This window comes from Thiocapsa marina 5811 (assembly GCF_000223985.1).
GTDB lineage: Bacteria > Pseudomonadota > Gammaproteobacteria > Chromatiales > Chromatiaceae > Thiocapsa > Thiocapsa marina.
The window spans coordinates 43,613-63,602 of the sequence record NZ_AFWV01000011.1; the positions used below are offsets into that span (position 1 = coordinate 43,613).

Below are 19,990 nucleotides of genomic sequence, written 5' to 3' on the forward strand. Positions count from 1 at the left end.
GATGGACCCGCTACACCTTGTCTTCGGCGCCTCGCTGATCGCGGGCGCGTTCTTCTTCGTTGCCGGAACGGTCGGCCTGATCCGTCTTCCAGACCGATTCAGTCGGCTCCATGCCCTGACCAAGGCCGACAACGTGGGCCTGGGCTTCATCGTGCTCGGGCTGATGCCGCTGGCGCCCGACATCTTCTACGCACTCAAGCTCGTCTTGGTCTGGCTGCTCGTGGTGATCGCGGGCGCGACAGGCGCTCATCTCATCGCCAAACGCGCGCTGCGCGGCGACGGCGAGGACGTCCTATGAACCTGCTGCTCGCGCTCTTCGATCTGTTGCTCACCTTGACCCTGGTCGGGCTTGCCGTGGTCACCCTGACAAGCCGCGAGCCGCGGCGGGCCGTGATCCTCTTCATTGCGTTCGGGCTGCTGCTCGCGTTGGTCTGGGCGCGCCTACGTGCGCCCGATCTCGCGCTTGCGGAGGCTGCGATCGGGGCCGGCCTCAGCGGCGCCTTGATGCTGGCCGCGGCGCGACGCGCCTCGGATCGAAACAGCGTGTCGACCGAAGGCAGCAACAGGGAAGACGCGCCGTGATTCGGCCTCTGGAGCACATCGTCATCCCGAGCGGACTGATCGCCCTCGGCGGCCTTCTCGGCTGGTCCCTCTTCCTCGCGATCACGGGCGAGACGGGCGACAGGCTCGCCGAAATCGCCCTCGCGCGCGTGCCCGACAGCGGCGTGTCCAATCCGGTCACCTCGGTTCTTCTCAACTTCCGCGCTTACGACACGCTACTCGAGCTCGCGGTGCTCTTGACCGCGCTGCTCGGCATCTGGTCTTTGGGGGCGGCAGGCCCCGGCTTTCAGAAGGCCGCAAGCGTCCTCGAGGGCATGGTCGCCGGGTTTGTCCCCCTGCTGATCCTCTCGGCCGGCTATATGCTGTGGGTCGGGGCCTACGCTCCGGGCGGCGCTTTTCAGGCCGGCGCCCTGTTGGGCGCGGCAGGCGTCATGCTCGCGCTCGCCGGACATCGCAACGCCGGGCTTCCGTCCGAAGATCGGCTGCGACCGCTGGTTGCGCTCGGCGTCTTCGTGTTCGCGATCACGGGCGTGCTGCTCGCGGTTGTCGGCGGCGGCTTTCTGACCTACCCCGCGGGCCTCGCGAAATGGCTCATCTTGATCATAGAAACGGCTGCCACTCTGTCCATCGGCGCGACCCTGGCTGCGGCCTACTTGGGCGGCAGACCCGCCCCCGAGCACGCAACCCGGGAGAGCGCATGACCAGTCACGTCCTCGGTACCCAGCTCCTCTACGGCGGATCGGGAATCCTGCTGGTGCTCCTCGGTCTGTGGTCGTTTCTCGTGCATGCGCCGCTGCTGCGTAAGCTGATCGCAATCAACGTCATGGGGGCCGGTGTGTTTCACCTCCTGGTCGCGATCGCCTACCGCGGAATCGACACCCCGCCGGATCCGGTCCCGCATGCCCTGGTACTGACCGGGATCGTGGTCGCCGTCAGCGCGACGGCACTCGCCTTGGCGTTCGGCAAGCGACTGGATCGAGACGGTGATTGACGCACTGCCGCTTGCAGTCACCTTGCCGTTGATCGGCGCACTGGCGGTCACGGTCTGGCCCGCCCACGCGCGCGGTCTGGGCCTTGCGGGCGCACTGATCACGGCCGTGAGCGCGTTGACGGTCACGACAGAGGTCTGGAGCAGAGGCGCCCTGCGGGCCGATCTCGGCGGCTGGGGCGCCCCGCTCGGGATCGCGCTGGAGGCCGACGGGCTCTCGGCGGCCTTCCTGGCCATGGCCAATTTAGTTGCCCTCGCCGTCAGCGTCTATGCCGGTGGCTACTTCAAACGCGAGACCGCACGTCACTTCTGGCCCCTCTGGCTGCTGCTGTGGAGCGCATTGAACGGACTCTTCCTTGCGGCCGATCTGTTCAACCTCTACGTGACGCTGGAGCTTCTCGGCCTGTCCGCGGCCGCCTTGGGCGCACTCACCGGAACGCGCGAGGCGGTCGCCGCGAATCTGCGCTACCTGCTGGTCGGTCTACTCGGCTCCATGAGCTATCTGCTCGGCGTCGCGCTCGTCTACGCCGCCTACGGGGTGCTGGACATCGGCTTGGTAGCCGAGGCCGTCGAGCCCGGGCCGGTCGCCTGGACCGCCATGACCCTGATGATCGGCGGACTGATCCTGAAGGCCGCCCTCTTTCCGATGCACTTCTGGCTCCCGCCCGCCCATGCCAACGCCCCGGCACCGGTAAGCGCCGCCTTATCGGCGCTGGTGGTGAAGGCCGCCTTCTATCTGGCCTTGCGCCTCTGGCTCGACGTCTTCGCGCCGGTGCTCGGCGAGGCCGCTGCGAATCTGCTCGGGATTCTCGGAGCCGGCGCTGTCGTCTGGGGGTCTTGGCGGGCGCTGCGTGCCGAGCGGCTCAAACTGCTCGCGGCCTATTCGACCGTCGCCCAGATGGGCTACCTCTTCATCGCCTTCCCGCTGCTGGCCGCGACCCCGCCTGGCCTGGCCCGGGAGAATCTCCTGGCCGCCGTCGTCTTGCTCGCCCTGACCCACGGCTTTGCCAAGGCCGGTCTCTTTCTAGCCGCCGGAATGGTGCAGAAGACCGCGGGGCACGACCGGATCGACGAGCTCGGGGGCGCCGCGCAGGCACTGCCTGCGGCCACCTTCGCGATCGGATTGGCCGGCGTCGCCCTCATCGGCCTGCCGCCGAGCGGGACCTTTCTCGCCAAGTGGATGATGCTCGAGCAGGCAATGATTCTGGGGCTCTGGTGGTGGCTGGTCGTGATGATGGTCGGCACGCTGCTCGCGGCCGCCTACATCTTTCGCGTCCTCAGCCGGGCCTTCAATCGGGAGCCCACGCCCTATCGGTTCGTCAACGACGCAAGCACCGAGCTTCCGGCACTGCTGCTCGGGCTGATCGCGACCTTCGGGCTCGGGATCGCCGCACAGCCGCTGTGGCGCTTGCTCGAGCAGGGAGCATTCGGATGAGCTTCGACGCCTGGCTGCCGGTCGCGATCCTCCTCAGCTCGATGATCCCGGGCATGCTCATCTTCCTCTTGAGGGAAGAAAGTCATCGCCTGCGCACCGTCCTGAATATGACCGGCGCACTGGTCAAACTCGGCCTGGTGATCTGGATGATCGGGGGTGTCTACGACGGCCAGAGCTACGAAACCCGCTGGACGCTCGCACCCGGGCTGGACCTGGTGCTCAGCGCGGATGCCTTGTCGGTGCTCTTCGTCGCCCTGTCCACGATTCTGTGGTTGGTGACCACCGTCTATGCGATCGGGTACCTCGAGCATTCGCCGAACCGCAGCCGTTTCTTCGGCTTCTTCAGCATCTGCGTCTCGGCCACGGTCGGCATCGCCCTCTCCGGAAACCTCCTGACCTTCGTGATCTTCTACGAGGTCCTGACCCTGGCGACCTATCCCTTGGTCGCGCATCGCGGCACGCCCGATGCCGCGCACGGGGCCAAGGTCTATCTCGCCTACACCATGGGCGGCGGCGCCCTGCTCCTGGTCGGAGCGATCTGGCTGCAGGCGCTTGTCGGCCCGGTTGAGTTCACGCAGGGCGGTATCCTGGGGTTGTCCCCCGAAGAGATCCGCGTGCAGCTGATCCTGATCTTCTTCGTGCTGCTGGCCGGGCTGGGGGTGAAGGCGGCCCTGGTGCCGCTGCACGGTTGGTTACCGCAGGCGATGGTCGCGCCGGCACCGGTGAGCGCCTTGCTGCACGCGGTCGCGGTGGTGAAGGCCGGGGCCTTCGGGATCGTGCGCGTGGTCTACGATGTCTACGGCGTTGACTTCGCCTATGCCAACGGTCTGCTCCTGGCGCTCGGCATCCTGGCGTCGATCACGATCCTTTACGGGTCGCTGATGGCCCTGACCCAGGACAGCCTAAAGAAACGGCTCGCCTACTCGACCGTCAGTCAGGTGTCCTATATCGCGCTCGGCGCCTCGATCTTCGGACCGATCGCGACCATCGGCGGCGTCGTCCATCTGGTCCATCAGGGACTCATGAAGATCACGCTCTTCTTCTGTGCCGGGAATTATGCCGAGGCACTGGGCGTTCACAAGGTCAGTGAAATGGACGGCGTCGGGCGGCGCATGCCCTGGACCAGCCTCGCCTTCACCGTCGGGGCGCTCGGCATGATCGGGGTTCCGCCGATCGCGGGCTTCGTGAGCAAGTGGTATCTCGGGCTGGGCGCCGCGGATGCCGGCTCGAACTGGGTCATCGCGGTCCTGGTTGCCAGCAGCGTGCTGAATGCCGCCTACTTCTTGCCGATCCTTCACCGTGCCTGGTTCAGACCCGCTCCGACGCAGTGGCCGCAGGAGCACCGCCGGATCGGGCGATCGGAGATCGCGGGCGCCCTGCTTTGGCCGCCGGTGATCACGGCCGTGCTTGCGCTGAGCGCCGGACTCTTCGCAGCCGCGCCATTCTCTCCGCTGGAATGGGCGACGCTGATCGCCGAGCGGGAGTACGGCCGATGACCTGGCTCCTCCCGCTCGTCGCCGCGATTCCGCTTCTGGCAGCGGCCTTCGCCATGCATCGGCTCACCTGGTGGAGCCCCGCAGTGGCCGCCGTACCGGCGCTGGTCGCCGCATTGACGGTGCCGATCGGGGAGTCGCTCGACCTGCCCTGGCTCCTGCTCGGCGCGCATGTCGGTCTCGACGAGATCGGACGCATCTTCCTGATCTTCACCTCGATCCTCTGGATCGCGGCCGGAATCCATGCCGTTGCGAGCATGCGCGGCACCCCGCACGTAGGGCGCTTCAATACCTTCTTTCTGCTGGCGATGGCCGGCAACCTCTGGTTGATCGTCGGTCAGGATCTGGTCAGCTTCTATGTCGGCTTTGCGCTCATGGGGCTCTCCTCCTACGGCCTGGTGATCCACGAGGGCGACCGCAGCGCCTTGAAGGCCGGCAAGGTCTATCTCGTCTTGACCCTGGGCGCGGAGCTTGCCCTGTTCGCGGCATTGGTCATGATCGCCTCCACCACCGGGTCGATCCTGCCGACACCGGAGGATCTGGCCGAGCTCGACGACCTCGCGATCACCCTCCTGGTGCTGGGTCTCGCGGTGAAGGCCGGCCTGATCCCGCTCCATGTCTGGCTTCCGCTCGCCCATCCGGCCGCACCCATTCCGGCCAGTGCGGTGCTCAGCGGCGCCATGATCAAGGTCGCCCTGCTCGGCTGGCTGAGGTTCCTGCCCGTCGGCGAGATCGCCTTGCCGGGCTGGGGGGTGCTGTTCGTCTTTGCCGGACTGGCGACGGCCTTGTATTCCGCCCCTATCGGTCTTGTTCAGTCCAACCCCAAGGTCCTGCTCGCCTACTCGAGCGTCGGCAAGATGGGGCTCATGGCGATCACCTTGGGACTCATGCTGATCGAGCCCGCGATGGCTCCGGTCGCGGCCACCGGGTTGGCGCTCTACGCCGGCCATCACGCGCTGACGAAGGGCGGCCTCTTTCTCGGCATCGGGCTTCGCAAATCCTCGGGGGCACAGGGATTGGTCTTCGGCGGGCTCGTGCTGCTGGCCTTATCGATGGCCGCCGTGCCCCTCACGAGCGGCGCCGTGGCCAAATACGGGATCAAACCCATTTTCGTCGATTCGGATTGGGCGTGGCTGCAGGTCGCGGTCGCACTGACCACCGTCGCCACGGCCTGGATGATGGTGCGGTTCGTCTGGTTGATGTGGGGTTTGAAGGGCGTCCAGGGAGCGGATCTCGATGTTCCCGCGGATCACGATCCAGGCGTGAACCAGGAGATCCAAGCGGAAAGCGCTTCAAAGAGGTTTTTTGATCGAGACCGAGTGGCGCGATGGTTTGGGTTCGGCGCGCGGCTCGAGACTTCCGGGGAGGGTGCGGATCACTCCCGGCGCGCTCCGGTCGCAAACCCGATGCCACGGGTCACTTGGGCGCTCATTGGCTGGGTTCCGCTGATCGGCTTGGTGATCCTCTATCCCTTGTTGCTCGGATCACCAACGGCTTGGCTAACCGATGTCCGGCTCATCGCACTGGCGGGCCTGCTGGCGCTTCCCGTCGCCATCCTCGCCGCACGGCGGCCGGCGGCGCTGGCGCCCCTGGTCGACAGCGTGAAGCCTGGCGATCTTCTCGGGCTCGTACGCCCGCTCCTGATGAGTGCACGCTGGACCCTACGCTGGTCGATCCGCGCCTATCGCAATGCATCCGATCGGATAGCGGCGCAACTTCGGAAGCGCCTGAGCAAGCTCGCTCGGCGCCCGCCCTCCGATCTGGACCACCGGCTGACCGCTTGGCCTCTTGCCGGGGGCCTCTGGCTCGGCATCATGACGCTGATGATCGTCTTGGCCCTGGTCTTGCCGACGCAGAGACCGCCCTTTTCCCGAGTCGATCGTGACGAGGGGCGTCCCTTCACGGCACCGCCGCCGTCCTCGGTCTCGCCCGATGCCGTGCCGGCCGATCCCCCTGCGCCGCCCCGCGTCACGGATCCGGACCCGAGCACACAGCCGAGCACCGGGCCGGCCGCTCGGCCGGACACGCTCTCCCCGACCGCCGAGCCGGAGGCTGCCTCGGCCGATGCGCCGAGTGAATCGGCCGAATCAGCGGATGTGGGCCTTGTCACGGCAGGGTCGCCTTCGCCGCAGCCCGAGTCCGCCGAGCGGCCGTGCGATCCCGGAGAGCCCTACATCTTCCGTGACGCCGCGAGCGGTCGGGAAGTCGTTTTAGCCCGATGTGTCTCCGCGGACGGTGCGCTCCAACGTGTCGATGCCCCGCCCCTATCGAACGCTTTAGTTCTGCTGATCCAGACCCGCCTTGACGCGCTCGGCTTCAACCCCGGCGCGGCCGATGGCCTCATCGGTCCCCGCACCCGCGACGCGATCAGACGTTTCCAGACCGATCGCGGGATCGAACCCACGGGCGCCATTACATTCGATCTGCTCGATCGGCTGCGCGAGACCGATTAGACCGGAGAGTCCAACCTGCCTGTAGGCGCACGACGTTCGCAATCGACCATCACCAACTCCGTCTCGGGACTTCTTTGTCACTGCAAGCGTCCATTGATAGGTCTGGAAGGACTGACGTCCTCCCCGCCCGCCGAACTGTGCAGGCGGTTCTCCCGCACACAGCTCTCCAGTCGGTCGTTACCTAATCGGGATCACCAGGTGTCAGGATAGACGTCGCCGCCCTTTGGGAGAAAGTGTGGGAGGATGGGGCATCACCGACCCGGGGCTCGGCGATGACTCATCACCCGCGCGTGCACTGTATCGTGACGGGCGGAGGACTCTCGGCGGATGGGTCACGCTGGGTCGCTTGCCGGACCGGATTCTTTCTGCCCGTGCGCGTGCTCTCTCGGTTGTTCCGGCGGCGTTTCCTCAAGCAACTCAGTGCCGCGCATCAGGCCGGACACGTGGCGTTCTTCGGCGAGCACGCGCACCTGGCCGCGCCCGATGCCTTCGCCGCCTGGCTGGCTCCGCTGCGCCGGCAGGAGTGGGTGGTCTATGCCAAGGCACCGTTTGCCGGACCCGAAGAGGTGCTCGCCTATCTGTCACGCTATACCCACCGCATGGCGATCGCCAACCCTCGCCTGATCGCCGATGATGCGAAGGGCATCACCTTTACCTGGAAGGACTACCGTGCCGGCGGGCGCCACCACCGCAAGCGCATGACCCTTGCGCCGGAGGAGTTCATGCGCCGCTTCCTGCTGCACGTCCTGCCCTCCGGCTTGCATCCCATTCGACATTACGGGCTGCTGGCCAATACAGCACGCGTGCGGAACTTGGAGCGCGCTCGCGCGCTGTTGACCACCCCGGCCACCCCGGGCCTCGCCATCCCGCTCGCGACCGAAGCGGCTGCGTTGCCGGATCCGAGCACCACCACGGCTCGGCCCTGTCCGTGTTGTGGCGCCCCTCTGCGTATCATCCTAGATCCGGCAGTTGACCGCTTCGTGCTTCATGCAAGGCTTTGACTGCCTTGAAGATCGTGGTCGTCCGAGGGATCACCCGCCGGGTGAAGGCCGCTACGCCCCCGGAGCACGCCCCGCGCGGCGCCCGGCTGCATTGCAACGCGTTGGCGTGGAACCACTACGCCGCCTCGTTACGCCTTGCCGGACACCGCGCGGGACGCACTCTAGGGGGCGTTCAACTGCCGGATCTAGGATCATCGAGATTTTCGCGCGAGGCCACCTCCCACGCGCTGCCCCTTAACCGCGCAGTGCTTCGCCATGAGCGCCACCCACGACCCCGCGACGGCGGCGCAGAATCGGCGCCCGATGCGCCGGCTCGGCACCGGTCACGGACGGGTTGTGCCTCAACTCCCGATCAGGGGCAAAGCGAAGATGACCGCCAAGCTGCCGATGGCCAACGCTTGGGCCATGACCCGCGCCGGGGAGGCTCGACCAGCCCATCCGCGCAGACCCGATCCGCTTTCCGGACCGCTCACGCCGAGACCGCGCCCCTCAAATCCCCATAGCCCCGAGCCAACCTCCCGCGGTTACCTCCCTCGAGGCGTATCAGACGCCTACCGCCGCTCACGCTCCGAGTCTTAGTCTTCAGCCCGCTTCAATGCCGTGCCAGCCTCCACCGTAATCCCGCGACGGCAGGCATCTAATAACCCTTAACAAAGCCGGCCGGGCCATCGTTCCCGGCCAAAAAACATCGGCATCAGTCGACGTACACCACCGCGTACCGTCCGCCGTATGGTTGATAGTAGGTTCCGCCGCAGCTGTACAAGGAGGTGCCGTCGATCACGACCGTGCGACAAGCCGCAGGCAGTGTGGACACATAGACCGCCGAGCGGCGAATCGTCCGGCGCGTGGTACGGCGGGCGACACCGGCCACGCTTCCGGGCGTCATAGGACGCCCCACGACTGCGTGCGCATCCTTGATCGCGATGCCGATGGGTAGCCAGCCATCGACCATGAGCGCTGCGGCGATGAGTCCGGTTCCCATGACGATGGAGTTGATTGGACGGCGTTTCTTCATCACGGAGTCTCCTCGATCATGAGCGTGCCCAGGTCGTCGACCGAGAGCCTTTCCAATTGACGGGCACCCTCGGGCGCGACGAAGGTAAAGCGATCGGCCGGGATCTTCGGCGCCGTATCCCAGTCGCGGAACCGCACCGCGTATTGCGGGGCGCCGGTGACCCATTTGCTGGTGATGACATATTTCAGCGGCAGCGGCGCGTCGCCGGTGCGGACCCAGATCTGCCAGTCGACCTTGGTGGCCCGGAACGCGAGATGATGGGCCTCGGTCCCGTCGACATAGGCGGTTCCGAGATACGCACCCGCGCTCACGTCGGTCATCAAGCCCGGATAGGGATCGGCATAGAGCAGATCGCCCGCCGGGGCGTCGAAGCCCGTCGCCGCACGCAGCTCGGTTACCGCCTGCTCGATGGTGCCGGGCGCGTCGACCCGGGCGTAGATCTGGAGGCGCTTGCCATGCAATGTCAGGGTCTGGCCGTCGAAGAGGACCTCCAGATCGGCCGCGGGGCCGCGCCGATGGGCATGGAAGTGATCGGGCCGCTCGACCAACAGGCTTGCAGAGCTGCTCATCTGCAGCTTCTGGCCGGCGAGATCGATGATCTCGTCATCCACATCGGCCTGTACGCTGAAGGCGGCCAGACCGCCCAGATAGCTCGACATAGCGCGCAGGATCCGATCCGCTTCGGGATCGACGCCCTGCTCGGTCGCCGCAGCGCCGCCCGCGAACCCGAGGCTCAAGGCGATGCCCGTCGCCTGAACGAACCCCCGACCGGGGAGTATTCGCAAACATCGCTGGATCAATGGAGTGTCCTCTTCTGTTGATGATTCCGAAAGCCAAACCTGGACCCGGAAGACAGCTGCGGAGACCTCGGCGGGTCAATGCCGAGGCAGGCTCACGCCGCTGAACTCCACGCCTGAACCGACTGATGAAGACCTGCCTTCGAAGACAGTTCCGATCCCGGAGGCGCAAGCGTATTCTTTTGGTCTCGGCGCTTCACGCACCGATCGGCGCGGACGCGCAATCAATCCAATCTCCTGGGACAGCATCATGACCGAGACCTCGCACCAAGACGGTGTCATCGTCGCCATTCTCGATCGCTTCGAGAAGTTTCGGCTTCCACGCGCCCTCGACATCAAGTTGAAGGTGGACCGCGGCGAGAGACTCGACGACACCGACCTCGCCCACCTCCATGCGGTGCTGGAGGACGCGGAAGACATCAAGCGCTACGTCGATCGGCGGCCGGACCTGCAGGGGATCTATACGCGCGCCGTAGCGCTGTATCAGGAGATCACCAAGAAGGCATTGGAGAACGAGCAGTCCGGGTAGATGTCGGACGCTTGCCGAATCCGAGTCCGGTTGACTCCGCCGCGCCACCGCGAAGAACGCGCCCGCTCACCGTCGCGCCTGCATCGCTGCCGCGCAACCTCTCGGCGCGCCTCGTCTCAGCCGTTGCCGCCCTCCAGGGCGCAGGCCTCGCCCGTGCCGATCCAAAAGTCGAGACTCTTGTGCAGGAAGTCGCCCCAAGGCATGTAGTGCGAGCCATCGCATGAGAAATTCAGCCCGACGATGCCGTTGTAGATGTTGAGCGACCCCGAGCGCAAGTAAATGTTCTCGTCCATGAAGCGCAGCGCCCGGAAGGTCTTGAAGACCTCGGCGATACGCTCCGACGGAATATCTGCATCGACCGGATAGGGGCGCTGCGGATAGGCGAGGCAGGTGCCCGGATCCGCGAGGTCCTCGAAGTCGAGAATCCGGAACCGAAAGGGGTCGTCGACCAGCCAGAGGGTCGCGCGCGAGCTGGAGAAATGCAGCTTGCCGTGAAAGACCCCGTGCGCGGCGATCAGCTCGACGATGAGATCGAGGATCTGGTCGATGTGCCCGTCCATCAGGCTCTCGACGCGCTGTTGATCGAACAGACCGCCGCGGATCGCCGGATCACCTTTGAGCTGGAGCCATTGATCCGGCTGCTCGTAGAGCTCGCGGGTCAGCGGAAGCTCGCGCAGATCGAAGTCGGCACCGAGGTAGCCCAGCAGGACGCCCTCCTCGTCCTCGATTCGCTGAATGGCGGTGAGGGAGGGGCGACGTGCGTTGCGGCTGATATAGACGGGCGACAGCGAAAAACGCTCGCCGGCGAGCGCCTCTGCCAGGTAGGGGCGTTCGCGCCGATCCCGACCGCAATGCTCCGGCAGCAGGCCCTGCGGGGAAACGTTCGCGGTCAGTTGGCGAGCCTCATGGTCGAGCACATACAGATACTTGCAGGATGCCAGCGTCGGCAATGCCTCGAGGAGGATGCGCTCCAGGGCGGCGCGATCCGGCCAGGGCGCGCGACACGGCTCGACCAGCCGCCCGAGCGATGCCGCCAGGCGGCCCTGCAAGAGGATACGTTGACGTGCGACGACCGTTTTGAGCGCTTGGCTCATCGCAAGGATCTCCCCGTTCGAGTGAAGGGCGGATTCTATCCGGAATCGACCGGATGAGCCGATCGCGCTTGAGGCTATGATCGGGAACGTCGAGAAATACGAACGAAATCCCGACCGAATCGGAAGGATTAGGCATTTGGATTCGCCTCGAAATCATCGACGTTTGCGTTACAGCCGAAAACCTTAGGAGAAGACTCGAGATGCGCATTCCAACAGCAGCCGATGTGTCGAACATCGTTGAGGCGGCAACACGTCTTCGTGAGCGACTCGCATCGATGGATGCGGGCAAGGTTGCCACACGCACGGTCGGCGGAGCCATCGTTCTGACCGCATCGTTTTTGGTCGTGGCCAACCCTCACGCCACACCGACGCCCGACCCGAGCGCGGTTGTCGCGTCGCGGATCGCACCCGTGGGCACCGTGCAGCTCGGCGAGCCGATCATCGTCGCGGCGGTCGAGTAAAGCAGCAGCTCGGACTGCCTCGCCCCGCAGTTCCGAAACAAGACGTTCGAAAGGCGCGAAGGAAACCTCTTCCTTCGCGCCTCTTTGGTTAGTTCCTCATCTCTACAGCATTTCCCCCCGCAGCACTCGCTCGAAGGCGAGCTGACCGTTCTCTAGACCGACCTCGATGAGATCGCCCGGCCCGAATTTCCCCGAGAGGATCTCCTGCGCGAGCGGATTCTCCAGCTGCGCCCGGATGGCACGTTTGAGCGGACGCGCCCCGTAGACCGGATCGAAACCGGCCTCGCCGAGATGATCCAAGGCGGCATCGCTGACCTCTAGTGCCATGTCCCGATCGGCCAACCGCTTGCGCAGATAATCGATCTGGATGCGCGCGATCGCCCGAATCTGCGCCGGCTGCAGCGGATGGAAGACCACGATCTCGTCGAGCCGGTTGATGAACTCGGGCCGGAAGGCCACGCGCACGATCTCCATCACAGCGTCCTTCATCTCGGCATAGTTGGCCTCGCCGGCGACCTGCTGGATCACGTCCGAGCCCAGATTCGAGGTCATCACGATCACTGCGTTTCGGAAGTCGACCGTGCGCCCCTGCCCGTCCGTCAGACGCCCGTCGTCCAGCACCTGAAGCAGGACGTTGAAGACATCCGGGTGCGCCTTCTCGACCTCGTCGAGCAGGATCAGGCTGTAGGGACGGCGCCGAATCGCCTCCGTCAGATAGCCGCCCTCCTCGTAGCCGACGTAGCCCGGCGGGGCCCCGATGAGACGCGCGACCGAGTGTTTCTCCATGAACTCGGACATGTCGATGCGGACCATCGCCTCTTCGGTGTCGAAGAGGAAGGCCGCGAGCGCCTTGCACAGCTCGGTCTTGCCCACGCCGGTCGGCCCGAGAAAGAGGAACGAGCCGATCGGGCGGCCCGGATCCGACAGACCCGCACGCGAGCGCCGAATCGCGTCGCTCACCGCACGCACCGCCTCGGCCTGGCCCACCACGCGCTTCTCGATTTCCTGCTCCATACGCAGCAGCTTGTCGCGCTCGCCTTCGAGCATGCGCGAGACCGGGATGCCGGTCCATTTGGAGACGATCTCGGCGATCTCCTCTTCCGTGACCTTGTTGCGCAGGAGTCGGTTCTCGCCCTGCTCGGCATCCGCTGCGGAGGCAAGCTGCTTTTCGAGCTCCGGGATACGCCCGTATTGCAGCTCGGACATGCGCGCGAGGTCGCCGGCACGTCGCGCGGTCTCCATCTCGACACGCGCCCGGTCGAGCGCCTCCTTGATGTGTGCCGTCCCCTGCACCGCCGCCTTCTCGGACTTCCAGATTTCGTCGAGATCCGAGAACTCGCGCTCGGCACGCTCGATCTGACTTTCCAGATCGGTCAGGCGTTTCTTAGATGCCTCGTCCGACTCCTTCCTCAGTGCGACCTGCTCGATCTTCAGCTGGATCAGACGCCGGTTGAGCCGGTCCATCTCCTCGGGCATGGAGTCGATCTCCATGCGGATCTGCGAGGCCGCCTCGTCGATCAGGTCGATCGCCTTATCCGGCAGCTGACGATCGGAGATATAGCGATGCGAGAGCACGGCCGCTGCGACGATGGCCGGATCCGTGATCTCGACCGCATGATGGACCTCGTAGCGTTCCTTGAGTCCGCGCAGGATGGCGATGGTGTCCTCGACGTTGGGCTCGTCGACGAGAACCTTCTGGAAACGCCGCTCCAGCGCCGCGTCCTTCTCGACGTACTTGCGGTACTCGTCCAGCGTCGTCGCACCCACGCAATGCAGCTCGCCGCGCGCCAACGCCGGCTTGAGCATGTTGCCCGCGTCCATCGAGCCCTCGGCCTTGCCGGCACCGACCATGGTATGAAGCTCGTCGATGAAGAGGATGATGTTGCCTTCCTGCCGACCGATGTCGTTCAGGACCGCCTTGAGACGCTCCTCGAACTCGCCGCGGAACTTGGCCCCGGCGATCAAGGCGGCCATGTCGAGCGAGAGCAGGCGCCGGCCCTTGAGCCCCTCGGGGACCTCGCCGTTGACGATGCGCTGCGCGAGCCCCTCGACGATGGCGGTCTTGCCCACGCCCGGCTCGCCGATCAGCACCGGGTTGTTCTTGGTGCGGCGCTGCAGGACCTGGATGGTCCGCCGGATCTCGTCGTCGCGCCCGATGACCGGATCGAGCTTGCCCTGCTCGGCACGCTCGGTCATGTCGATCGTGAACTTCTCGAGCGCCTGACGCTGCTCTTCGGCGTTGGGGTCGTTCACGCTCTGGCCGCCGCGCACCCCCTCGATCGCTTTTTCGATCGCGCCCTTGCTCGCGCCCGCCTCGCGCATGGCGGAGCCCAGGGCGCCGCGGTCCTCCAGTGCAGCCAACACGAAGAGCTCGGAGGAGATGTACTGATCGCTGCGCTGCTGCGCCAGCTTGTCGGTTTGGTTCAGGAGCCGATTCAGATCATTGCCGACGTGGACATCGCCACCCGCACCCTCCACGGTCGGCAGTCGGTCGAGCTGCTCACCCAACGCCGAGCGCAACCGATTCACGTTGACGTCGGCGCGCGTCAGCAAATGACGCACCGAGCCGCCCTCCTGATCCAACAGCGCAATCATCAGGTGAAGCGGCTCGATGAACTGGTGATCACGTCCCACGGCCAGACTCTGCGCATCCGCCAAGGCCATCTGAAACTTCGCGGTCAGCTTGTCCATTCTCACGGTGAATGACTCCTGAGTTTTTATAAGGTCATTACGGAGGTGGGGAATCGGCCGGGGGCAATCAAGCAAGTTGCTGCCTCGTGCCGTCAGCCTGAGGATGCCGGCATTTGCTCGATTCGATCAAGCCCTGAAACAGGCCATGGTCCTGCATGGATTTGTCGATGTAGAGATCGATGCGATGCGTCGAAGCCGGTCAGGAGCTTGTCCAGCAGCAAGAGCTTCATGTTGGCCGGCTCTTTGACGAACAGCGTCTTGGCCCGCAGCTCGTCGGTCTCGGTCTTGACCATACCCGGCTTGGTGACAATGTCCTTCAGTGACTTTACGGTGGCCCAAACGAAAACGGCTCAGGTCGTCGATGACCTAAGCCGTTATTTTCATTGGTCGGGGCGAGAGGATTTGAACCTCCGACCACCTGAACCCCATTCAGGTGCGCTACCAGGCTGCGCTACGCCCCGATAAGACGAGTAATAGTAGGTTGAAGCCCTTGTGCTGTCAACGTCGCAGCAACTGAAGGACGTCTTCAAGCTCCGCACGCATCTGGCGCAGGATCTGGTGGGTCTGGCTCAGATCGTTCTTGGCGCCTTCGCCGCTGAGCTGCAGGCGGGCGCCACCGATCGTGAAGCCCTGCTCGTAGAGCAGGTTGCGGATCTGGCGCACCATCAGCACGTCGTGACGCTGGTAATAGCGACGGTTGCCGCGCCGCTTGACCGGTTTGAGCTGAGGGAATTCTTGCTCCCAATAGCGCAGAACGTGGGGCTTGACGCCGCAGAGCTCGCTCACCTCGCCGATGGTGAAGTATCGCTTTCCCGGGATCGGCGGAAGATCGCCGGGGCCGTTGTCCTCGCCCTTATCGGTCGGTTCCAGCATAGGCCTCCACTCGCTGTTTTAGCTTTTGCCCCGGACGAAAGGTGACCACGCGCCGCGCCGTGATCGGGATCTCTTCTCCCGTCTTGGGGTTGCGGCCGGGACGTTCCTTCTTTTCGCGCAGATCGAAGTTGCCGAACCCGGAGAGCTTGACCTGCTCGCCGCGCTCCAACGCCGCGCGAATCTCCTCGAAGAACATCTCGACGATGTCTTTGGCCTCACGCTTGTTCAGGCCGAGCTCATCGAACAGGTGTTCGGCCATATCGGCCTTGGTCAATGCCATGGGGTCAATCCCTCAATCTTGCGCCAAATTCCGAAGCGAGGCGGGCTAGGATCCGCCTCACGGTGTCTTCGATGACACCATCTGTAAGTGTCTGAGAAGAAGCCTGTAAAATCAATCCAAGAGCGAGACTTTTTCTGCCCGATTCAATGTTTTTGCCGGTGTAAAGGTCGAACAGGACCAAATCGCGCAGCAGCTCCGTCTCCGTGGCGCGAATACAGTCCGCAATCGACGCATACGTGACAGCCTCGTCGACGCTGATCGCGATGTCGCGGCGAATGCTCGGGAAACGCGAGATGGATGCGTGCTTGGGCAGGGCGCCGACGCTCAGGGGCGCGATATCCAGCTCGAACAAATAGGCATCGCCCGTGATGTCGAGCTGTGCGGCCAGGCTGGGATGAAGCATTCCGATCAGACCGATGGCTCGACCATCACATTCCACGCTCGCGGTTTGACCGGGGTGCAGCGCCGGATGCGCACCCGGCACGAAGCTGAAACGTCCCGGCGCGCCGGTGAGCGCCAGCAGGGCCTCGACATCGGCCTTCAGATCGAAGAAGTCCGCCGCACGGCTCGTCAGGCCCCACTGCTCCGGATCCGGGCTCCCGACGACGAGTCCCGCGAGACCCTGCGTTTGGCTCAGGCCGTCCGCGCCGATCCGAAAGCGCAGACCGGACTCGAAGATCCGCACCCGGTCCTGTTGTCGCGCCTGGTTGTAGCGCGCGGTTTGGATCAAGCCCGGCCAGAGGCTGGTGCGCATGGTGGAGAGCTCGGCGCTCAGCGGGTTCGCCAGCCGCAGCACTTGCTGCTCGGGGTCGACCAATGCCTGAATCTCGGGGCTCACGAAGCTGTAGGTGATGACCTCGTGGAAACCGCGATCGACCAGCGCGAGACGGGCGCGATCCAGGTCGAAATCCGCCTCCGGGGTCGATCCGGTCACCGAAGCCGAGCTCGCGTGACTGACCGGGATTCGATCGTAACCGTAGATACGACCGATATCGGCGATCAAGTCGACCTCTTGAACCAGGTCGAAGCGGGCACTCGGCGGCGTGACCAGCCATTCTTCGGCGGCCGGCTCGGTGTGCATGCCCAGACGCGTGAGGATGTCGAGGATGGTCTCCTGCGGCAGCGCGAGTCCGAGCACTTGGGCGACACGCGCGGGACGCAGCGTCAATGTCCGAGGCTGGGGTAGATCGGCCTCCGAGACCGCCTCGACCACCGGACCGGGCTCGCCCCCGACGATCGCGGTCAAGAGTCGGGTCGCACGCTCGATCGCGCGGCTCTGGAGGCCGGGATCGACACCGCGCTCGAAACGATGCGACGAATCCGTGTGCAGGCCGTAGGAGCGCGCCTTGCCGCTGACGGCGAGCGGCGCGAAGAAGGCGCTTTCGAGCAGCACGTCGCGGGTCTGAGGACCGACCGCGGTCTCGGACCCGCCCATGATCCCGGCCAGCGCGACGACGCGTCCTGCATCTGCGATCACCAGGGTGTCCGCGCGCAGCGTCGCCTCTTCGCCGTTGAGCAGGGCAATGCACTCGCCCTCCTCCGCCATGCGCACGCGGATCTCGCCGTCGAGCTTGGCGAGATCGAACCCGTGCATCGGCTGGCCGAACTCGAGCAGGACATAGTTGGTCACGTCGACCACCGGGCTGATGGCGCGGATCCCGCCGCGGCGCAGGCGCTCCTGCATCCACCAGGGCGTGGTCGCGCTCGGATCGATGTTGCGGATGACGCGGCACAGGTAGCGCGGGCAGGCCGTCGGGGCCTGGAGCTGGACCGGCATGGACTGCTCGTGCACGGGTGCGACCGGCTGGATCGCGGGCGTCGCGAGCGCCGCGCGGTTGATCACCGCGATCTCTCGGGCAAGACCGGACAGGCTCAGACAATCGCCGCGATCCGGGGTCAGATCCACCTCGATGCAATGATCCTCGAGCGCCATCCAGTCGCGGATGTCCTCGCCCACGGGCGCATCCGCCGGCAACGCCAGGATGCCCTCGGAGGACTCGGCCAGACCCAGCTCCTTGGCCGAGCAGATCATGCCGAAGGACTCGACACCCCGCAGCTTGGCCTTCTTGATCTTAAAGTCGCCGGGGAGCACCGCGCCGACCGTCGCGACCGGAACCTTCATGCCGTCGGCGACGTTGGCGGCGCCGCAGATGATCTGGAGAAGCGCATCCTCGCCGAGATCGACCCGGCAGATCCGCAGCTTCTCGGCATCCGGGTGCGGCGCGACGGACTGCACCCAGCCGATCCGAACGCCGCTGAAGAGCGGAGCTGCGGGCTCGACCGCGTCGACCTCGAGACCCGCCATGCTGAGCTGGTCGGCCAATTGTCGGGTGTCGACCGGGGGGTTCACCCACTCCCGCAACCACGCCTCGCTGAATCGCATCTGCTGCTGCCCTGTACTCTATTAGTGGTTAGTGGTTAGTGGTTAGTGGTTAGTGGTTCGAAACGAGTTCGCGAACAGTTACCTAGAGCGGAAAGTCGAAAAACGGTGTGCATCGGGTAGGGTTCTTGAATCGACGACAATCGGTTCGATTAGAAGAGGTTGGAGCCGAATCTTATGAGAACTGGCGCAGATATCTCAGATCGTTCTCGAAATTCAAACGGATGTCGTCGATCCCGTAACGCAGCATCGCCAAACGCTCCACCCCCATGCCGAAGGCGTATCCCAGGTAGCGATCGGGGTCGATCCCGACATGCCGAAACACCTCCGGATAAACCATGCCGCAGCCGAGCACCTCGAGCCATCCGGTCTGCTTGCAGACCCGACAGCCGCTGCCGCCGCAGATGACACACTGGATGTCGACCTCGGCCGAAGGCTCTGTAAAGGGGAAGTAAGACGGCCGGAAACGCAGCTCCAGATCGCGCTCGAAGAAGTTCCGCAAGAAGTCGTAGAGGACGCCCTTCAGATCGGCGAAGCTCACCTGCTCGTCGACCAGCAGACCCTCGACCTGGTGAAACATGGGCGTATGGGTCAGGTCCGAATCGCAACGATAGACGCGACCGGGCGCGATGATCTTGAGCGGCGGCGCCTGCTCCTCCATGACCCGGATCTGAACCGGGGAGGTGTGGGTGCGCAGCAGAAGCTCGGCATCGAAGTAAAAGGTGTCGTGCATTGCCCGGGCGGGGTGATGCTCGGGGATGTTGAGCGCCTCGAAGTTGTGATAGGCGTCCTCGACCTCCGGCCCCTCCGCCACGGCGAATCCCGCGTTGGCGAACAGACGCTCGATGCGCCGCATGGCGCGCGTCACGGGATGCAGTCCTCCGGGCCGACGCCCGCGTCCGGGCAGACTCACGTCGATACGCTCCGCGGCGAGTCGCGCCGTGAGCACGGCATCGTCCAAAACAACCTTGCGCCGGTCGATGGCGACCTGTACCGCCGCCTTGGCCTGATTGATCTCCTGACCTGCCGCCGGGCGCTCGTCGGCCGGCAGCGTGCCGAGCTGCTTGAGCAGCGCGGTCAGCTCCCCGCTCTTGCCGAGATAGCGCACGCGCACCTGGTCGAGGCTGGCAAGATCGGCCGCGGCCGCGATCGCCTCGAGCGCGGCGGCTTGCAGCGCCGCGAGACCGAGTCCGGTGTGTTCAGCCATAGTCGGGTCTTCCGGCTGGGGTGTCTGGAGCGCCGCGAGGTCGTGAAACGAAAAAGGGAAAGACCGGGGCCTTTCCCTCTTGTATCGCCGTCAAACCCGGGCGAGAAAGGAAACGGCTTAGGCCAGTGCGGTCTTCGCTTGCTCGGCCAGCGCGGCAAAGGCGACGCTGTCGTGGTAAGCGATGTCGGCAAGTACCTTGCGATCGACCTCGACCCCGACCTTCTTCAGCCCGTCGATGAAGCGGCTGTAGGAGAGACCGTTCTCGCGAGCGGCTGCATTGATGCGCGCGATCCAGAGCGCACGGAATTGGCGCTTTTTCTGGCGGCGGTCACGGTAGGCATATTGACCGGCCTTGATGACGGCCTGCTTGGCGACCCGATAGACCTTGCTGCGGGCACCGTAGTAACCCTTGGCCTGATCGAGGACCTTCTTATGACGAGCGTGGGCGGTTACACCCCGTTTAACGCGTGGCATTCTTTGACTCCTGGGATTCGTTCAAGCGCAATGCGATCAGCAGTATGGGATCATCCGCAGCGCGGCCCGCACATCCGCCTTATGGAGCCGCTTGGGCGCACGTAATTGGCGCTTCCGCTTGGTGCTCTTCTTGGTCAGGATATGACGCCGATGAGATGAATTGCACTTGACCGAACCGGAGGCAGTGCGCTTGAAGCGCTTCGCCGCCCCGCGATTTGTTTTCAGCTTGGGCATGGGTTTTGTACTCCGCGATTTGCC

20 protein-coding genes, 1 tRNA gene and 1 pseudogene are annotated in these 19,990 nt (G+C 65.0%); 10 read left to right on the forward strand and 12 right to left on the reverse strand.

Annotation, left to right across the window (positions count from 1 at the left end; translation table 11 throughout):
* The first annotated feature begins 1 nt into the window (after position 1).
* From THIMADRAFT_RS16240 to THIMADRAFT_RS16275, 8 genes and pseudogenes are all read left to right on the forward strand, one after another.
* On the forward strand, positions 2-298 hold the full coding sequence (locus THIMADRAFT_RS16240) for a cation:proton antiporter (protein ID WP_007194165.1): 297 nt from the start codon (positions 2-4) through the stop codon (positions 296-298).
* Positions 295-582, forward strand: coding sequence for a Na(+)/H(+) antiporter subunit B (locus tag THIMADRAFT_RS16245; protein WP_007194166.1), 288 nt, complete (start codon positions 295-297; stop codon positions 580-582). Before THIMADRAFT_RS16240 ends, THIMADRAFT_RS16245 begins: the two co-directional genes overlap by 4 nt.
* Positions 579-1,262, forward strand: coding sequence for an MnhB domain-containing protein (locus THIMADRAFT_RS16250; protein ID WP_007194167.1), 684 nt, complete (start codon positions 579-581; stop codon positions 1,260-1,262). Before THIMADRAFT_RS16245 ends, THIMADRAFT_RS16250 begins: the two co-directional genes overlap by 4 nt.
* Complete coding sequence (locus THIMADRAFT_RS16255; RefSeq protein ID WP_007194168.1) at positions 1,259-1,552, forward strand: Na+/H+ antiporter subunit C; 294 nt, start codon at positions 1,259-1,261, stop codon at positions 1,550-1,552. Before THIMADRAFT_RS16250 ends, THIMADRAFT_RS16255 begins: the two co-directional genes overlap by 4 nt.
* A complete protein-coding gene (locus THIMADRAFT_RS16260) occupies positions 1,545-2,984 on the forward strand; it encodes a complex I subunit 5 family protein (RefSeq protein ID WP_007194169.1) in 1,440 nt (479 codons plus the stop codon). The genes THIMADRAFT_RS16255 and THIMADRAFT_RS16260 overlap by 8 nt, the downstream gene beginning before the upstream one ends.
* Positions 2,981-4,480, forward strand: a complete 1,500-nt coding sequence (locus tag THIMADRAFT_RS16265) for a proton-conducting transporter transmembrane domain-containing protein (RefSeq protein WP_007194170.1) — start codon at positions 2,981-2,983, stop codon at positions 4,478-4,480. Before THIMADRAFT_RS16260 ends, THIMADRAFT_RS16265 begins: the two co-directional genes overlap by 4 nt.
* A complete protein-coding gene (locus THIMADRAFT_RS26740; protein ID WP_007194171.1) occupies positions 4,477-6,930 on the forward strand; it encodes a proton-conducting transporter transmembrane domain-containing protein in 2,454 nt (817 codons plus the stop codon). The genes THIMADRAFT_RS16265 and THIMADRAFT_RS26740 overlap by 4 nt, the downstream gene beginning before the upstream one ends.
* A gap of 200 nt (positions 6,931-7,130) precedes the next feature.
* A pseudogene (locus THIMADRAFT_RS16275) lies at positions 7,131-7,931 on the forward strand (IS91 family transposase); the annotation flags it as partial.
* Between the two features lie 694 nt (positions 7,932-8,625).
* Here the strand turns inward: THIMADRAFT_RS16275 and THIMADRAFT_RS16280 are convergent.
* On the reverse strand, positions 8,626-8,946 hold the full coding sequence (locus tag THIMADRAFT_RS16280) for a DUF6515 family protein (RefSeq protein WP_007194173.1): 321 nt from the start codon (positions 8,944-8,946) through the stop codon (positions 8,626-8,628).
* Positions 8,946-9,746: a DUF2092 domain-containing protein gene (locus THIMADRAFT_RS16285; protein WP_007194174.1), complete on the reverse strand. Its 801-nt coding sequence runs from the start codon at positions 9,744-9,746 to the stop codon at positions 8,946-8,948. The genes THIMADRAFT_RS16280 and THIMADRAFT_RS16285 overlap by 1 nt, the downstream gene beginning before the upstream one ends.
* A gap of 247 nt (positions 9,747-9,993) precedes the next feature.
* Here THIMADRAFT_RS16285 and THIMADRAFT_RS16290 point away from each other — a divergent pair, with 247 nt between their 5' ends.
* Positions 9,994-10,272, forward strand: coding sequence for a hypothetical protein (locus THIMADRAFT_RS16290; protein WP_007194175.1), 279 nt, complete (start codon positions 9,994-9,996; stop codon positions 10,270-10,272).
* Between the two features lie 116 nt (positions 10,273-10,388).
* Here THIMADRAFT_RS16290 and THIMADRAFT_RS16295 read toward each other — a convergent pair whose 3' ends face one another.
* Positions 10,389-11,366 (reverse strand): PDC sensor domain-containing protein, encoded by a 978-nt coding sequence (locus THIMADRAFT_RS16295; protein WP_007194176.1) that lies wholly within the window; start codon positions 11,364-11,366, stop codon positions 10,389-10,391.
* A 200-nt stretch (positions 11,367-11,566) separates the two neighbouring features.
* On the opposite strand from THIMADRAFT_RS16295, the gene THIMADRAFT_RS16300 reads away from it, so the two are divergent.
* Complete coding sequence (locus THIMADRAFT_RS16300) at positions 11,567-11,827, forward strand: hypothetical protein (RefSeq protein WP_007194177.1); 261 nt, start codon at positions 11,567-11,569, stop codon at positions 11,825-11,827.
* 102 nt (positions 11,828-11,929) lie between these two features.
* On the opposite strand, the gene clpB is transcribed toward THIMADRAFT_RS16300, so the two are convergent.
* The 9 genes from clpB to rpmI form a co-directional block, all read right to left on the reverse strand.
* A complete protein-coding gene (clpB, locus tag THIMADRAFT_RS16305; protein WP_007194178.1) occupies positions 11,930-14,524 on the reverse strand; it encodes an ATP-dependent chaperone ClpB in 2,595 nt (864 codons plus the stop codon).
* A gap of 86 nt (positions 14,525-14,610) precedes the next feature.
* A complete protein-coding gene (locus tag THIMADRAFT_RS27495; protein WP_040731923.1) occupies positions 14,611-14,811 on the reverse strand; it encodes a hypothetical protein in 201 nt (66 codons plus the stop codon).
* Between the two features lie 91 nt (positions 14,812-14,902).
* Positions 14,903-14,979 (reverse strand) — tRNA-Pro (locus THIMADRAFT_RS16315).
* A gap of 37 nt (positions 14,980-15,016) precedes the next feature.
* Positions 15,017-15,391 carry a MerR family transcriptional regulator gene (locus THIMADRAFT_RS16320; protein ID WP_007194179.1) on the reverse strand — a complete coding sequence of 125 codons (375 nt, stop codon included), beginning with the start codon at positions 15,389-15,391 and terminating at the stop codon, positions 15,017-15,019.
* Positions 15,372-15,671 carry an integration host factor subunit alpha gene (ihfA, locus tag THIMADRAFT_RS16325; RefSeq protein ID WP_007194180.1) on the reverse strand — a complete coding sequence of 100 codons (300 nt, stop codon included), beginning with the start codon at positions 15,669-15,671 and terminating at the stop codon, positions 15,372-15,374. The genes THIMADRAFT_RS16320 and ihfA overlap by 20 nt, the downstream gene beginning before the upstream one ends.
* 4 nt (positions 15,672-15,675) lie before the next feature.
* A complete protein-coding gene (pheT, locus tag THIMADRAFT_RS16330) occupies positions 15,676-18,054 on the reverse strand; it encodes a phenylalanine--tRNA ligase subunit beta (protein ID WP_007194181.1) in 2,379 nt (792 codons plus the stop codon).
* Between the two features lie 172 nt (positions 18,055-18,226).
* Positions 18,227-19,258, reverse strand: coding sequence for a phenylalanine--tRNA ligase subunit alpha (gene pheS, locus THIMADRAFT_RS16335; protein ID WP_007194182.1), 1,032 nt, complete (start codon positions 19,256-19,258; stop codon positions 18,227-18,229).
* Positions 19,259-19,375: 117 nt separating this feature from the next.
* On the reverse strand, positions 19,376-19,732 hold the full coding sequence (gene rplT / locus THIMADRAFT_RS16340) for a 50S ribosomal protein L20 (protein WP_007194183.1): 357 nt from the start codon (positions 19,730-19,732) through the stop codon (positions 19,376-19,378).
* A gap of 36 nt (positions 19,733-19,768) precedes the next feature.
* Entirely contained in the window at positions 19,769-19,966 is a 198-nt protein-coding gene (gene rpmI / locus THIMADRAFT_RS16345; protein ID WP_007194184.1) for a 50S ribosomal protein L35, read from the reverse strand.
* Positions 19,967-19,990 lie beyond the last annotated feature (24 nt).

Excerpts from the sequence above, each read along its gene's own strand:
- THIMADRAFT_RS16240 (WP_007194165.1), top strand. The coding sequence starts at position 2 with ATGGACCCGCTACACCTTGTCTTCGGCGCCTCGCTGATCGCGGGCGCG.
- rplT (WP_007194183.1), bottom strand. The coding sequence starts at position 19,732 with ATGCCACGCGTTAAACGGGGTGTAACCGCCCACGCTCGTCATAAGAAG.
- THIMADRAFT_RS16245 (WP_007194166.1), top strand. The coding sequence starts at position 295 with ATGAACCTGCTGCTCGCGCTCTTCGATCTGTTGCTCACCTTGACCCTG.
- THIMADRAFT_RS26740 (WP_007194171.1), top strand. The coding sequence starts at position 4,477 with ATGACCTGGCTCCTCCCGCTCGTCGCCGCGATTCCGCTTCTGGCAGCG.
- THIMADRAFT_RS16320 (WP_007194179.1), bottom strand. The coding sequence starts at position 15,391 with ATGCTGGAACCGACCGATAAGGGCGAGGACAACGGCCCCGGCGATCTT.
- pheT (WP_007194181.1), bottom strand. The coding sequence starts at position 18,054 with ATGCGATTCAGCGAGGCGTGGTTGCGGGAGTGGGTGAACCCCCCGGTC.
- THIMADRAFT_RS16255 (WP_007194168.1), top strand. The coding sequence starts at position 1,259 with ATGACCAGTCACGTCCTCGGTACCCAGCTCCTCTACGGCGGATCGGGA.
- pheS (WP_007194182.1), bottom strand. The coding sequence starts at position 19,258 with ATGGCTGAACACACCGGACTCGGTCTCGCGGCGCTGCAAGCCGCCGCG.
- ihfA (WP_007194180.1), bottom strand. The coding sequence starts at position 15,671 with ATGGCATTGACCAAGGCCGATATGGCCGAACACCTGTTCGATGAGCTC.
- rpmI (WP_007194184.1), bottom strand. The coding sequence starts at position 19,966 with ATGCCCAAGCTGAAAACAAATCGCGGGGCGGCGAAGCGCTTCAAGCGC.
- THIMADRAFT_RS16300 (WP_007194177.1), top strand. The coding sequence starts at position 11,567 with ATGCGCATTCCAACAGCAGCCGATGTGTCGAACATCGTTGAGGCGGCA.
- THIMADRAFT_RS16295 (WP_007194176.1), bottom strand. The coding sequence starts at position 11,366 with ATGAGCCAAGCGCTCAAAACGGTCGTCGCACGTCAACGTATCCTCTTG.
- THIMADRAFT_RS16265 (WP_007194170.1), top strand. The coding sequence starts at position 2,981 with ATGAGCTTCGACGCCTGGCTGCCGGTCGCGATCCTCCTCAGCTCGATG.
- THIMADRAFT_RS27495 (WP_040731923.1), bottom strand. The coding sequence starts at position 14,811 with ATGGTCAAGACCGAGACCGACGAGCTGCGGGCCAAGACGCTGTTCGTC.
- THIMADRAFT_RS16290 (WP_007194175.1), top strand. The coding sequence starts at position 9,994 with ATGACCGAGACCTCGCACCAAGACGGTGTCATCGTCGCCATTCTCGAT.
- THIMADRAFT_RS16280 (WP_007194173.1), bottom strand. The coding sequence starts at position 8,946 with ATGAAGAAACGCCGTCCAATCAACTCCATCGTCATGGGAACCGGACTC.